Origin of the sequence: Agrobacterium sp. rho-13.3 (assembly GCF_033957765.2) — a bacterium.
GTDB lineage: Bacteria > Pseudomonadota > Alphaproteobacteria > Rhizobiales > Rhizobiaceae > Agrobacterium.
In genome coordinates, this window is record NZ_CP192774.1 from 972,179 (window position 1) to 984,733 (window position 12,555).

Genomic DNA, 12,555 nt, shown 5'->3' on the forward strand with positions numbered 1-12,555 from the left:
TCGGCTTTCGGTGTCCCCACACGTCCTTGCAGCATCATCAACAGATGAACCACAACAAGCGAAAGGAAAACGACCATGACAACCCATCACGGAGCCCATGATCTGGTGCTGATGCGCGAATTCGATGCCCCGCGTGAGAAGCTTTACAGGGCATGGAGCGATCCTGAATTGTTGAAACAATGGTTCTGCCCAAAGCCGTGGGGCGTTTCCCAGGCGCAGCTCGATCTTCGCCCCGGCGGCTCCAGCCTCATCGTCATGGCCGGTCCCAACGGCGAAGTGGTTGAAAACCGCGGCGTCTATCTGGATGTCGTTCCCAATGAAAAGCTGGTGTTTACCGATGCTTACACCAGCGCCTGGGTGCCGTCGGAAAAGCCGTTCATGACCGGCATCGTTCTGTTCGAAGACCTCGGCGATGGCCGCACCAAATACACTGCCATCGCCCGCCACTGGACTGCGGAAGACAAAAAAGCCCACGAAGACATGGGCTTCCACGAAGGCTGGGGAATGGCCGCAGACCAGCTCGCCGCCCTCGTCGCAACGCTTTAACGTGAAAACAGGGGAGGATCACGCCATGTCTTACGTTGCAATCTCCACGCCTCTGCCGCGCTGGCAGACGCTGACCGGGTCCGTCATGAGCGGGCTGGTTATTGCCTTTCTGATCTTCGATGGCGCAATCAAACTCGTGCCGATTGCGCCTGTGACGGAAACCATGGTTGCGCTTGGTTATTCGGGTGATCCATCGCTTGCCCGTGGGCTTGGCATCATGACGCTGCTCATCGCGCTTCTCTACGCCATTCCGCGCACATCGGTGCTGGGCGCAATTCTGCTTACCGGATTGCTGGGCGGCGCAATCGCCACGCATCTGCGGGTTGGCAGTCCGCTGTTCACGCACATGTTCTTCGGCGTCTATCTGGGGCTGCTGGCGTGGGGCGGTCTGTATCTGCGGTCGGACCTGCTCAGAATGCTGATCCCATTCCGGCCGAGCCATTGAGGGCAATACTGGTCGAATCGCCTCGCGAATGCTTTATTCACGGCAAGCATGGAGAGGCGTTTTGATCAGTATTCACCCAGCCAGAGAAGGTGATGCAGCCATTCTGACAGCCATCGGTCTGCGGGCCTGGGAAAACGCCACGTCGGCAATCGGGGTGACGGAAGAACTGCGTGACAATGCCCGCCACGCCTTCGGCAACTTCGCGCAATCCTCATGGCAGTCCATCACCGTGGCCGCACTGGATGGCGCATTCGTGGGCTGGGCGGCGCGGGAAAATTTCGACAACCAGATCAGCGATTTCTGGATCGACCCCAGCTACCAGCGCCGCGGCATCGGCGCCGTTCTGTTACAAGACATAGAACGACAAATTATCGGACGCGGCTTTGAAACCGCCAAGCTGGAAAGCCACGCCCAGAACGATCAGGCCGTCTCCTTCTTTCGCAAACACGGCTACGGCGTCAGTTGGCTGTCACTCAAATATTCCGTCAAGCTGGACCGCGATGTGCAGTCCATCGGCCTGCAAAAGCAGCTTGTGGAGACGGTTCGTGATTCTTACGGCTTCGGGTTCTGAGCCATCGTTTCCAGACTATGGAAAAGCTTCATCGGCCAATCCGGCACAACCGCCAACGAACCAACGAGGCCGATCTGCACGATGATGATGGTGATGAGAATGCTGCGAAACGGTTCCTTCCGCGTCTTGTGGCGCAGCAGGCGTTGCGCGCAGACCGCACCGGCGCTGCCACCCAGAAACGCCAGCCACAACAGCGTGCTTTCGCGAATGCGCCATTCACCGTTCTTCGCCGCTTCCTTGTCCCACCAGTAGAGGAGAAAAACGAAAAGGTTGAAGGCGAGGTAGGTTGCGAGGGAAAGAGCTATCGTCATCATGCTTTGTATTGAGATTCAAAATTGTAAAAAAATGATATTCAACTGCGCCAAAAGTCACAGCTTGTGCCGGTAAGGCGCGACAAGCCTTGCGCCACGGTGCCAATTGCTCTACCTCACCACAGACAGATTTTCCGTATCTTAAGAGCTTGATATGACCCTTGTAGACGTGCGCACACCAGACCCGAAACGCTTCATTCCCGGCGCCACCGGCGATTGGGAAATCGTCATCGGCATGGAGGTTCACGCGCAGGTTCTCTCCAATTCCAAGCTGTTCTCCGGCGCGTCCACCACCTTCGGCAATGCACCGAACTCCAACGTGTCGCTGGTGGATGCCGCCATGCCGGGCATGTTGCCTGTGATCAACGAAGAATGCGTGGCGCAGGCCGTGCGCACCGGCCTTGGCCTGAAAGCGCAGATCAACAAGCGCTCCATCTTCGACCGCAAGAACTATTTCTATCCGGATCTGCCGCAGGGCTACCAGATTTCGCAGTTCAAGGATCCGATTGTCGGCGAAGGCAAGATCGTCATTTCGCTCGGACCAGACCGTCAGGGCAATTTCGAAGACATCGAAATCGGCATTGAACGTCTGCATCTGGAGCAGGATGCCGGCAAGTCCATGCACGACCAGCACCCGACCATGTCCTTCGTGGACTTGAATCGATCAGGCGTTGCCCTGATGGAAATCGTCTCCAAGCCAGACATGCGCTCGTCCGATGAGGCGAAAGCCTACATGACCAAGTTGCGCTCCATCGTGCGTTACCTCGGCACCTGCGATGGCAACATGGACGAAGGCTCCATGCGCGCCGACGTGAACGTGTCGGTTCGCAAACCGGGCGGCGAGTTCGGCACGCGTTGCGAAATCAAGAACGTCAACTCCATTCGTTTCATCGGTCAGGCCATCGAATACGAAGCCCGTCGCCAGATCGCCATTCTGGAAGACGGTGGCAGCATCGATCAGGAAACCCGCCTGTTCGATCCCGGCAAGGGCGAAACGCGCTCCATGCGCTCCAAGGAAGATGCGCATGATTATCGCTATTTCCCGGACCCGGACTTGCTGCCGCTGGAATTCGACGATGCCTTCATCGAAAAGATGAGCAAGGACTTGCCGGAACTGCCCGATGACAAGAAGGCCCGCTTCGTCAGCGAACTTGGCCTTTCCGTGTACGATGCGTCCATTCTCGTGTCGGAAAAGGCGATTGCCGATTATTACGAAGTCGTAGCCGAAGGCCGCGATGGCAAGATTGCCGCCAACTGGGTCATCAACGATCTTCTGGGCGCGCTGAACAAGTCCAGCAAGTCCATTGAAGACACACCAGTGTCCGCAGAGCAGCTCGGTGGGATCATTGATCTTATCAAATCGGGCACGATCTCTGGCAAACTTGCCAAGGACCTGTTCGAAATCGTCTGGAACGAAGGCGGCAACCCGGCCGAAATCGTTGAGAGCCGTGGCATGAAGCAGGTCACCGACACTGGCGCCATCGAAAAGGCCGTGGACGAGATCATCGCTGCCAATCCGGATCAGGTTGAGAAGGTCAAGGCAAAGCCGACGCTCGCCGGCTGGTTCGTCGGTCAGGTCATGAAGGCAACCGGTGGTAAAGCCAACCCGCAGGCGGTGCAGGACTTGGTCAAGGCGAAGTTGGGGATTGAAGAGTAAGGATACTCTGTTCCGTCATTCCGCACTGGACCCCGGATCAAGTCCGGGGTGACGGAGTGGGGATGAAACCGGATTGACGCAAGCAATTGCTGACTTCCGGTGTTGAAAAGTCTGCCGGGAGTGATCCCGGCTTTTCTGTTTTGAGACGGAGAGAAATGGTGTTTTTCATTCGCACAGCCAGCGAGCGTGATATCGAACAGGTGAGGGCGCTTCTCGCCCGCACGTGGCACGCTACTTACGATCCGATCTACGGTGCGGACAAGGTGAAACAGCTCATCACCGGCTGGCACTCCGCGCAGTCCATCAAAGAACGTGTCCTGAAAAAAGGCGGTGAGTTTCTGGTGGCTGATGACGGCAAGCGCATTGCCGGAATGGGTTATGCCGCCATGTCGAGCAAGATGGTCAAGACGGCGCTGCTGCACCAGCTGTATGTCGATCCGCATTTCCAGCGTCAGGGCATCGGGCGCGATATTTTCGCCGAACTTGAAACGTGTTTTCCCGATGCGGAAATTATGCGTCTTGAGGTCGAGCCTAAAAATACTGTCGCAATTGCCTTCTATGAAGGTGTTGGATTTGCCGAAGTGGACCGAGTCGAGCGCATGGCCGGTGTTGAAGGCATGTCCGGTATTGTGATGGAAAAAACGCTGACCCGATGAATGACACCGTTGAAAATCTGCTGATTCGCCTTGCCCGTGAGGATGATGTTCCAGCGCTGGCTGCAATGTTCGCCGCTGACGACATTGGTGGACACGGAGATACGACGGACCCATCGGCGCTGCCTGATTATCTGGCGGCCTTTCACGCCATTACCGCATCACCAAATGAGACGCTTTATGTGGCGGAGCTCGACGGCGAGGTGATCGGCACGTTTCAGACCGCATTGCTGACCAAACTGGTGGGCCGTGGCGCTTTGTCCATGGTCATCGAGGCGGTGCAGACGCGGGCCGATATGCGCGGCCGCGGAATCGGTGCGATTATGATCGGTCAGTGCATTGAGGATGCCAGAAGGCTTGGTGTCAAAACCGTGCAGCTGACATCGAATATGGCGCGGCTGGATGCGCATCGCTTTTATGAGCGGCTTGGATTCGAGAAGCGGCATTTCGGCTTCAGCATGAAACTGAAATAACAGCAAGATAGCTGGAAATACTGGACAACAGGCGCATGGGGCGGCATAAGCTGTTGATGTGCTGCGCACCGCAAATCGCCGCAGTGCACTCAAGCCCGAGGAACGGATAATGAAGACTCTCCTGACGCAAATCTTCACCTGGTGGAATGGCCAGACGATTGGAACGCGGTTTCACACCTGGCGTTTTGGCAAGAAGGTCGGACAGGACGAGTTGGGCAACACCTATTACGAAGGCGGCACCACGTCCTGGGGCATGCCGCGCCGTTGGGTGATCTACAACGGTTATGCGGATGCGTCTGCTATTCCGCCCGGCTGGCACGGCTGGATGCATTACCGCACGGACACGCCACCAAGCCAGGAAACCTACACGGCACGTGAGTGGCAGAAGCCACACCAGCCAAACCAGACGGGTTCTGCTCAGGCTTACCGTCCACCGGGCTCGCTGGCTGTTCCGGGCGAACGCCCACGCGTCACCGGCGACTACGACGCCTGGACACCGGGCAACTGATAACGGCGGCAGGTGGCTGAGGTTGTTGTTGGATGGTTCATTTTCGAGCCAGATCAACCCGACAAGCCACCCGTTTTCGCCACATTCCGCCTGTAGGCGTTAGCCCTTGTTGACTTGGTGCGGGGCATCTTTCTGGAGACGGTTCGATATGGGAAAATTCACGCGGGATCGTTCTTTGCGTGCGCTGGCTGTGTCGCTTGTCGCGTTTCTGCCCGCCATCGGCCTCGTCTCTCCCGTGTCCGCTGCCCGGCTTGAAAACCGCGTGGCCGTCTTCTCCGGTATCGACAAAATCACCGGCCGCATCACATCGTTCGATGTCTACCTGAACGAAACCGTGCAATTCGGCGCACTTCAGGTCACACCGAAGGTCTGCTATTCCCGCGACGATACGGAAGCCCAGAAGATCGACGCTTTCATCGAGGTCGATGAAATCACCCTCGACCGCAAAATCAAACGCATCTTCACCGGCTGGATGTTCGCCGACAGCCCCGGCCTCAACGCCGTCGAACACCCGATTTATGACGTCTGGCTGACCGGCTGCCAGCAGGAATCGGATGTTCCTGCGCCTGCTAAGACGAATTGATTTATTTTTCCCTCATTCCTGTGACAAGCACAGGAATAGGGTGTGGTTATCGCTGAAAAAATCTTTCGTGCTCGTGCCGTATTAACGCCGCTCGAAATCCAGATCGTCAGGCGCGACCGCCCGCTCCAGCATCTTCGCATATTCCGCTTTCGGAACATCAATCGCGCCGAACGTTTTCAGGTGTTCGGTGGTGAATTGGGTGTCGAGGAGGGTGAAGCCGGTTTCTCGCAGGCGTTCGACCAGATGCACGAGGCAGATTTTCGAGGCGTTGGTGCGGCGAGAGAACATGCTTTCGCCGAAGAAGGCGGAGCCAAGCGAAACACCGTAGAGGCCGCCGACGAGTTCATCGCCTTCCCATGCTTCGACGCTATGGGCGTGGCCGATGGCGTGCAGTTCGGAGTAAAGGCTGCGGATCGTTTCGTTGATCCATGTGCTGGGCCGATCGGCGGCTTCTGCCGCGCAACCGGCCATCACCGCTTCGAAAGCCGTGTCGAAACGAATGTCGAACGGCTTCTTGCGGATGGCCTTGGCCAGACTTTTCGAGATGTGAAAATCATCGAGCGGGATGATGCCGCGCACTTCCGGCTCGACCCAGAAAAGCTCCGGATCGTCAGCCGCATCGGCCATGGGGAACAGGCCGATGGAATAGGCGCGCAGCAGAATATCGACGGTGATCTCGTTATTTCTGCCGCGCCGCCCCATGCCTTACTTCGCGTCGCCGGCCAGATATTTTTCCAGCCAGTGAATGTCGTAATCGCCGTTCAGAATGTCTTCGTTTTGCAGAAGGTCCTGAAACAGCGGAAGGGTGGTCTTGATGCCGTCCACGACGAACTCGTCCAGTGCGCGGCGCAGGCGGCGAATGCATTCGTCGCGGGTGCGGCCATGCACGATCAACTTGCCGATCATGCTGTCGTAGTAAGGCGGGATTTTGTAACCCTGATAAGCGCCCGAATCCACACGCACGCCGAGACCGCCGGGTGTGTGGAAATAGGTGAGCGTACCGGGAGATGGCACGAAGGTGCGCGGATCTTCGGCATTGATGCGGCATTCGATGGCATGGCCACTGAACACGACCTGATCCTGCGTGACCGAAAGACCCTGACCGGAGGCAACGCGGATCTGCTCCTGCACCAAGTCCATGCCGGTGATGGCTTCCGTGACCGGATGCTCCACCTGAAGACGGGTGTTCATTTCGATGAAATAGAACTCGCCGTTTTCGTACAGGAACTCGATGGTGCCTGCACCGCGATATTTGAGCTTGCGCATGGCATCGGCGCAAATCTCGCCAATCTTCATGCGCTGCTCAACGGTGAGAGCAGGGGAGTTTGCTTCTTCCAGAACCTTCTGGTGACGGCGCTGCAAGGAGCAATCGCGTTCGCCCAGATGGATGGCTTTGCCTTCGCCATCGCCAAACACCTGCACTTCGATGTGGCGTGGCTTGCCGAGGTATTTTTCCATGTAGACGGCGTCGTTGCCGAAAGCGGCAAGCGCTTCGGAACGAGCTGTCGAAACGGCTTCCTCGACTTCCGACTCGTCCTTGGCGACCTTCATGCCGCGTCCACCGCCGCCGGCCGTCGCCTTGATGAGAACCGGGAAGCCGATTTTGCGGGCGATTTCCAGAGCGTTCTCAGGCTTCACTTCGCCATCCGAGCCAGGAACGACCGGAATGCCGAGTTCCAGCGCCGTCTGCTTGGCGGTGATCTTGTCGCCCATGATGCGGATATGGTCAGCGGTTGGCCCGATGAAGGTGATGCCGTGCGCATCCAGAATATCCGCGAACTTGGCGTTTTCCGAAAGGAAGCCGTAACCGGGGTGAACGGCATCCGCGCCGGTGATTTCGCAGGCCGCAACAATCTGGTGAATGTTGAGGTAGCTGTCACGCGATGGCGGCGGACCGATGCACACGCTTTCGTCGGCAAGACGCACATGCATGGCATCTGCGTCTGCCGTGGAATGCACGGCAACGGTTGCGATGCCGAGTTCCTTGGCGGCGCGCAGCACACGAAGGGCGATTTCGCCGCGATTGGCTATGAGGATCTTGGAAACCATGGATATCAGCCCTTATTCAATGACCACGAGGGCTTCACCATACTCCACCGGCTGAGAGTCGTTGACGATGATTTCGGTGACCTTCCCAGACTTGGGCGCAGGGATCTGGTTCATGGTCTTCATGGCTTCGACGATGAGGATCGTCTGGCCCTCTTTTACAGTCGCGCCGACTTCAACGAAAGGACGCGCGCCGGGAGCGGACGACAGGTAAACCGTGCCGACCATGGGCGAGGTGACCGTGTTGGCCGGGTTGCGGGCCGGTGCAGCGGGGGCTGCCGTGCCGGGTGCAACGACGGGCGCAGCAGCTGGTGCCGCAACAGGGGCAGGCGCGTATTGTGGCGCAGGTGCCGTTGCATAAACAGGTGCAGGCGCTGCACGGGAAACGCGAATGCGCAGATCGTCCTGTTCGACCTCGATCTCGGAAAGATCGGTGTCGTTGAGGATGTTCGCGAGGTCGCGGATCAGTTCCTTGTCGATACCGTTTTTCTTTTCAGCCATGACAAACCCTATATCTTCAGTGTTTCTTTTATGCCTTGATATTTTTCAAGGCGTTGAGTGCCATGATGTAGCCATATGGCCCAAAGCCGCAAACCATTCCTTTTGCAGCGGGCGCTATCATCGATTTGTGGCGGAATTCCTCGCGTGCGTGGATGTTGGATATGTGAACCTCCACCACGGGAACGGAGATGGCGCGAATGGCATCGTGCAATGCAATCGACGTGTGGCCATAAGCGCCGGGATTGATGACGACACCGGCGGCACGTTCACCTGCCTCATGCATCAGGTCCACCAGAGCACCCTCATGGTTGGACTGGAAGCACTCCACAGCAAAGCCAAGCTCTTCGCCGGCCTTCACGCAGTCGTTCTCGATGTCCTTCAGCGTCTTGCCGCCATAAATGCCCGGCTCCCGTTTTCCCAGCATGTTGAGATTGGGTCCGTTAAGGACGAAGATCGTGTTGCTCATTCGCGGTTCCGTCAAAAAATCAGCGACACCTATAGACCGCGTGAGCGCGAAGGAAAAGCCCCGAAGCGCTCAAAGCGGAAGTTGTCCTTACTCTTCTGGGGTTTATGCGTGTTTTTGTGTGGGTTTTTGAAGGTGAATGGGAGGATTTTCTCCCGGCATTAGGTCACACTCCCTCATTCCTGTCCTTGTGACAGGAATCCAGTCGGCGCGCGTCTGCGCGGCGGAAAGGAGTCTTTTCAGCCCAAAGACTTGGTCTGGCTGGACTCCTGTGACAAGCACAGGAATGAGGGAAGGTTGGATATATCGGTAGAAAACTCATATCCCATGAAGGTAGTGAGAAATATCGCCCCAATCAGGATTGGTCTGCTCAATGAGATTGAGTTTCCACTGTCTTGGCCATTTTTTGATGGTCTTTTCGCGAGTGATTGCCGTTGTGAGCAGATCATATTCTTCAAACCAAACCAGCGTTTTAACGCTATATCTTGATGTGAAGCCGGGCGTTAGTTCGTTCTGGTGTTCAAAAAGCCTGTTCGGTAAATCTTTGGTGACGCCTGTGTAGAGCGTGCCATTGCGCTTGGAGGCAAGTATATAGACGTAACCCTTCATGCGATAATTATGCACGTATTCAGGGTGATTGCAACGGATGCACCCCCCATCCCTGTCATTTGACAGGAATCCAGCCAGTCCATGTCTATGGGCGGAAAGAGTCTTTCCGTCGCGCAGACGCGCGTCGACTGGATTCCTGTGACGAGCACAGGAATGAGGGAAGGTGGAGGTGTTGGTTTACGAGCAGGTCGCCTTGCCGCAGGTGCGCATGTTGGCGATTTTTTCTTTCAGGGGCACTGCGCCAACAGCGCCGAACACGGCTTCGTTGCCGATAATGTACGACGGCGTGCCAGTTATGCCGAGGTTGGTGGCAAGCGTGTAGGCTTCTTTGACCTGCGCATCATTGGGGTTCTGCGCCATGGATTTGCGGATATCGGCTTCCTTGAGGCCCAGCGATTCTGCGACTTCGATAGCGCTGGCTTCGTTGGCGCGGCCTTGGCTGCCGAGGAGGGTGCGCTGGAATTCAGGGTATTTCTCAGGGGCGAGAAGCTTCACGGCGTTGGAAACCTTATGGGCTTCCAGTGATTCCGGGCCGAGGATAGGGAATTCCTTCAGAACAAAACGGACTTTCTTGTCGGTCTTGAGAATGTCGTCCACGTCGCTCATGGCACGTTTGCAGTAACCGCAATTGTAATCAAAGAACTCAACCAGCGTCACATCGCCATTCGGGTTGCCGAGGGACAGATCGTATTTGGAGCTGAAGATGAGCTTTTGATTTTCCGCGACGGCATCCGCTGCCTTGGCATTGCGGGTCTCGTACTGCTTGCGCTCAAGCGCTTCCTGAACCTCCAGCATGATTTCCGGGTTGGCGATCAGGTATTCCTTGATGAATTCGCCGAATTCCTTTTTCTGCGTCTCATCCAGCGCATGGGCGGGCAGGGACACGAAAAGGGTGGAAAGGGCCGTCAGGCAGGCAAAAGCAGTCGAGCGAAGGGAAAGTGCCATGTCGGTCCTCATTGATATCGCGGCGAATCTCGTTCTCATCGCATTACCTTAAATTAATTGGGATCGCATATCGCAAAATAAATCCGTTCGTTGCGATCTCGTCATTGTGAAGAGCGCAATAATACGGCAAATCTCCGACAGTCCTTCAAGAAAGAGCATGCTTTTGATAACCTTGTCCAAGCGAAGCGCGGTAGAGCCATTCCATGCCATGGATATTCTGGCGGAGGCAAACCGGCGCAAGCAGGCGGGTCGCCCCGTTATTTCCATGGCGGTCGGTCAGCCGTCCCACCCTGCGCCCAAAGCATCGCTGGACGCTGCCGAAAACGCGCTGAAGCATGGCCGCATTGGTTACACGGATGCGCTGGGCCTGCGGGAACTGCGCGAAGCGATTGCCGCAAGTTATCGCCTTCGCCACAGGACGATCATCGATCCGGCCCGCATTGCCGTGACGACGGGGTCATCTGCGGGTTTCAATCTGGCATTTCTGGCGCTGTTTGATGCGGGCGATGCGGTGGCGATTGCCCGCCCGGGATATCCCGCATACCGCAATATTTTAAAGGCGCTTGGCCTGAATGTGGTGGAAGTGCCGGTGACTGCGGAAACCGGCTTCACGCTGACGCCGGCAAGCTTGGAGCGGGCGGAAGCCAAGGCCGGGTGCAAGCTGAAAGGCGTGCTGCTGGCCAGCCCCGCCAACCCGACCGGCACCGTGACGGGCCGCGATGCGCTGAAACGGCTGGCGGCATACTGCGACAGCCGCGATATCGCTTTCATCTCGGACGAGATTTACCACGGCCTGACATTCGTTGGCGAAGAAACCAGCGCCGTCGAAATCGCCGACAACGCCATCGTCATCAATTCCTTCTCCAAATATTATTGCATGACCGGCTGGCGCGTGGGCTGGATGGTGCTGCCGGAAAAGCTGATCCGTCCGATCGAATGTCTGGCGCAAAGCATGTATATTTCCGCGCCGGAACTCTCGCAGCTTGCGGCGACGGCGGCGTTTTCGGCAGAGGAAGAGCTGGACGTCTATAAGGAAAGCTACCGCACCAACCGTGATTTTCTGATGAGCCGCCTGCCGGAATTGGGCCTGCCACTGGCGTCACCGATGGATGGTGCGTTCTACGCCTATGTGGATACCAGCCGTTATTCCAATGACAGTATGGATTTTGCCAAGCGTATGCTGGCGGAAATCGATGTTGCGGCCACGCCGGGTCTCGATTTCGATCCGCTGGAAGGCCATCGCGCTTTGCGCTTTTCCTATGCGGGTTCGGTATCGGACATTGCCGAGGCGGTAGGGCGCATCGAAGGTTGGCTGAAATAAAAGCTAAGACCGCTTGAAGCTTTTCTGCACTCTTCATCAATGATTTTGGTTCGAGTTTGCCGGTGAAACTGGATAAGCTCGCACCAAAGATCATGAGGAGACCATTATGTCGGCAGAAAAAGTAGCTGTGGTAACGGCTGGTGGCAGCGGCATGGGCGCTGCCGTGGCAAAGCGGTTTGCAGCAGATGGGTACAAGGTCGCGATCCTCTCGTCTTCCGGCAAGGGTGAAGCGCTGGCGGCGGAGCTGGGTGGTATTGGCGTTACCGGCTCCAACCAGTCCAACGACGATTTGCAGCGGCTTGCCGACGTGACACTCGAAAAATTCGGGCGGATCGATGTACTGGTCAACAGTGCTGGGCACGGGCCGCGTGCGCCTATTCTCGAGATTACCGATGAGCAGTGGCACACCGGCCTTGATGTGTATCTGCTGAACGTCATTCGTCCGACGCGCATCATTGCCCCGACCATGGTGGCGCAGAAATCCGGGGCGATCATCAATATCTCGACGGCGTGGGCTTTTGAGCCGAGCGATATGTTTCCAACATCGGCGGTGTTCCGCGCAGGCCTTGCCGCCTACACCAAAATCTTCTCGGACACATATGCCTCGGACAACGTGCGGATGAACAATGTTTTGCCCGGCTGGATCGACAGCCTGCCCGCTACTGAAGCGCGCCGCGAAATGGTGCCGATGCAGCGTTACGGCAAAAGCGAAGAGATTGCGGCGACCGTTGCGTTTCTGGCCTCCGAGGGCGCCGGTTATATTACCGGCCAGAATCTGCGCGTCGATGGCGGATTAACCCGTTCTGTGTAAACACTATTCCCCGTAAAATATTGATTTTTAATGCATGCCTTACCTTAAGGCACGCTCCCCGTCATGGCCTGTTTCCACAGGCCGTGACGGAACCGGGACTGTATCGGGGCGT

Annotated in this window: 17 protein-coding genes; 10 read left to right on the forward strand and 7 right to left on the reverse strand. The window is 56.9% G+C overall.

Annotation, left to right across the window (positions count from 1 at the left end):
• The first annotated feature begins 75 nt into the window (after nt 1–75).
• From RMR16_RS04870 to RMR16_RS04880, 3 genes are all read left to right on the forward strand, one after another.
• On the forward strand, nt 76–546 hold the full coding sequence (locus tag RMR16_RS04870) for an SRPBCC family protein (protein WP_320200101.1): 471 nt from the start codon (nt 76–78) through the stop codon (nt 544–546).
• Nucleotides 547–571: 25 nt separating this feature from the next.
• Nucleotides 572–991 (forward strand): DoxX family protein, encoded by a 420-nt coding sequence (locus RMR16_RS04875; protein ID WP_320200100.1) that lies wholly within the window; start codon nt 572–574, stop codon nt 989–991.
• Nucleotides 992–1,052: 61 nt separating this feature from the next.
• Nucleotides 1,053–1,562, forward strand: a complete 510-nt coding sequence (locus RMR16_RS04880; RefSeq protein WP_320200099.1) for a GNAT family N-acetyltransferase — start codon at nt 1,053–1,055, stop codon at nt 1,560–1,562.
• On the opposite strand, the gene RMR16_RS04885 is transcribed toward RMR16_RS04880, so the two are convergent.
• Nucleotides 1,544–1,876, reverse strand: a complete 333-nt coding sequence (locus RMR16_RS04885) for a DUF1294 domain-containing protein (protein WP_320200098.1) — start codon at nt 1,874–1,876, stop codon at nt 1,544–1,546. The genes RMR16_RS04880 and RMR16_RS04885 overlap by 19 nt on opposite strands.
• A gap of 151 nt (nt 1,877–2,027) precedes the next feature.
• Between RMR16_RS04885 and gatB the strand changes: the two genes are divergently transcribed.
• From gatB to RMR16_RS04910, 5 genes are all read left to right on the forward strand, one after another.
• Nucleotides 2,028–3,530, forward strand: coding sequence for an Asp-tRNA(Asn)/Glu-tRNA(Gln) amidotransferase subunit GatB (gatB, locus tag RMR16_RS04890; RefSeq protein WP_320200097.1), 1,503 nt, complete (start codon nt 2,028–2,030; stop codon nt 3,528–3,530).
• A 158-nt stretch (nt 3,531–3,688) separates the two neighbouring features.
• Nucleotides 3,689–4,186 (forward strand): GNAT family N-acetyltransferase, encoded by a 498-nt coding sequence (locus RMR16_RS04895; protein ID WP_320200123.1) that lies wholly within the window; start codon nt 3,689–3,691, stop codon nt 4,184–4,186.
• Nucleotides 4,183–4,656: a GNAT family N-acetyltransferase gene (locus RMR16_RS04900; protein WP_320200096.1), complete on the forward strand. Its 474-nt coding sequence runs from the start codon at nt 4,183–4,185 to the stop codon at nt 4,654–4,656. The genes RMR16_RS04895 and RMR16_RS04900 overlap by 4 nt, the downstream gene beginning before the upstream one ends.
• 109 nt (nt 4,657–4,765) lie before the next feature.
• Complete coding sequence (locus RMR16_RS04905; RefSeq protein WP_320200095.1) at nt 4,766–5,164, forward strand: NADH:ubiquinone oxidoreductase subunit NDUFA12; 399 nt, start codon at nt 4,766–4,768, stop codon at nt 5,162–5,164.
• A gap of 148 nt (nt 5,165–5,312) precedes the next feature.
• A complete protein-coding gene (locus tag RMR16_RS04910) occupies nt 5,313–5,747 on the forward strand; it encodes a DUF2155 domain-containing protein (protein WP_320200094.1) in 435 nt (144 codons plus the stop codon).
• 81 nt (nt 5,748–5,828) lie between these two features.
• Here the strand turns inward: RMR16_RS04910 and aat are convergent, their stop codons facing one another.
• The 6 genes from aat to RMR16_RS04940 all read right to left on the reverse strand — a co-directional run bounded on the left by aat (nt 5,829) and on the right by RMR16_RS04940 (nt 10,311).
• Nucleotides 5,829–6,449, reverse strand: a complete 621-nt coding sequence (gene aat, locus RMR16_RS04915; RefSeq protein ID WP_320200093.1) for a leucyl/phenylalanyl-tRNA--protein transferase — start codon at nt 6,447–6,449, stop codon at nt 5,829–5,831.
• Between the two features lie 3 nt (nt 6,450–6,452).
• On the reverse strand, nt 6,453–7,796 hold the full coding sequence (gene accC / locus RMR16_RS04920) for an acetyl-CoA carboxylase biotin carboxylase subunit (RefSeq protein ID WP_320200092.1): 1,344 nt from the start codon (nt 7,794–7,796) through the stop codon (nt 6,453–6,455).
• Nucleotides 7,797–7,808: 12 nt separating this feature from the next.
• Nucleotides 7,809–8,294 carry an acetyl-CoA carboxylase biotin carboxyl carrier protein gene (accB, locus tag RMR16_RS04925; RefSeq protein ID WP_320200091.1) on the reverse strand — a complete coding sequence of 162 codons (486 nt, stop codon included), beginning with the start codon at nt 8,292–8,294 and terminating at the stop codon, nt 7,809–7,811.
• Nucleotides 8,295–8,322: 28 nt separating this feature from the next.
• Nucleotides 8,323–8,760 (reverse strand): type II 3-dehydroquinate dehydratase, encoded by a 438-nt coding sequence (gene aroQ, locus RMR16_RS04930; protein WP_320200090.1) that lies wholly within the window; start codon nt 8,758–8,760, stop codon nt 8,323–8,325.
• Between the two features lie 315 nt (nt 8,761–9,075).
• On the reverse strand, nt 9,076–9,366 hold the full coding sequence (locus RMR16_RS04935; protein ID WP_320200089.1) for a GIY-YIG nuclease family protein: 291 nt from the start codon (nt 9,364–9,366) through the stop codon (nt 9,076–9,078).
• A gap of 177 nt (nt 9,367–9,543) precedes the next feature.
• Nucleotides 9,544–10,311: a DsbA family protein gene (locus tag RMR16_RS04940; RefSeq protein ID WP_320200088.1), complete on the reverse strand. Its 768-nt coding sequence runs from the start codon at nt 10,309–10,311 to the stop codon at nt 9,544–9,546.
• A 163-nt stretch (nt 10,312–10,474) separates the two neighbouring features.
• Between RMR16_RS04940 and RMR16_RS04945 the strand changes: the two genes are divergently transcribed.
• Together RMR16_RS04945 and RMR16_RS04950 are read left to right on the forward strand one after the other, a co-directional pair.
• A complete protein-coding gene (locus RMR16_RS04945) occupies nt 10,475–11,632 on the forward strand; it encodes a pyridoxal phosphate-dependent aminotransferase (protein ID WP_320200122.1) in 1,158 nt (385 codons plus the stop codon).
• Nucleotides 11,633–11,738: 106 nt separating this feature from the next.
• On the forward strand, nt 11,739–12,443 hold the full coding sequence (locus tag RMR16_RS04950; RefSeq protein ID WP_320200087.1) for an SDR family oxidoreductase: 705 nt from the start codon (nt 11,739–11,741) through the stop codon (nt 12,441–12,443).
• Nucleotides 12,444–12,555: the final 112 nt, after the last annotated feature.

Bases quoted from the DNA above. Each gene is read 5' to 3' on its own strand.
- RMR16_RS04870 (WP_320200101.1), top strand. From the start codon at position 76: ATGACAACCCATCACGGAGCCCATGATCTGGTGCTGATGCGCGAATTC.
- RMR16_RS04875 (WP_320200100.1), top strand. From the start codon at position 572: ATGTCTTACGTTGCAATCTCCACGCCTCTGCCGCGCTGGCAGACGCTG.
- RMR16_RS04885 (WP_320200098.1), bottom strand. From the start codon at position 1,876: ATGATGACGATAGCTCTTTCCCTCGCAACCTACCTCGCCTTCAACCTT.
- gatB (WP_320200097.1), top strand. From the start codon at position 2,028: ATGACCCTTGTAGACGTGCGCACACCAGACCCGAAACGCTTCATTCCC.
- RMR16_RS04900 (WP_320200096.1), top strand. From the start codon at position 4,183: ATGAATGACACCGTTGAAAATCTGCTGATTCGCCTTGCCCGTGAGGAT.
- RMR16_RS04905 (WP_320200095.1), top strand. From the start codon at position 4,766: ATGAAGACTCTCCTGACGCAAATCTTCACCTGGTGGAATGGCCAGACG.
- RMR16_RS04910 (WP_320200094.1), top strand. From the start codon at position 5,313: ATGGGAAAATTCACGCGGGATCGTTCTTTGCGTGCGCTGGCTGTGTCG.
- aat (WP_320200093.1), bottom strand. From the start codon at position 6,449: ATGGGGCGGCGCGGCAGAAATAACGAGATCACCGTCGATATTCTGCTG.
- accC (WP_320200092.1), bottom strand. From the start codon at position 7,796: ATGGTTTCCAAGATCCTCATAGCCAATCGCGGCGAAATCGCCCTTCGT.
- accB (WP_320200091.1), bottom strand. From the start codon at position 8,294: ATGGCTGAAAAGAAAAACGGTATCGACAAGGAACTGATCCGCGACCTC.
- aroQ (WP_320200090.1), bottom strand. From the start codon at position 8,760: ATGAGCAACACGATCTTCGTCCTTAACGGACCCAATCTCAACATGCTG.
- RMR16_RS04935 (WP_320200089.1), bottom strand. From the start codon at position 9,366: ATGAAGGGTTACGTCTATATACTTGCCTCCAAGCGCAATGGCACGCTC.
- RMR16_RS04940 (WP_320200088.1), bottom strand. From the start codon at position 10,311: ATGGCACTTTCCCTTCGCTCGACTGCTTTTGCCTGCCTGACGGCCCTT.
- RMR16_RS04950 (WP_320200087.1), top strand. From the start codon at position 11,739: ATGTCGGCAGAAAAAGTAGCTGTGGTAACGGCTGGTGGCAGCGGCATG.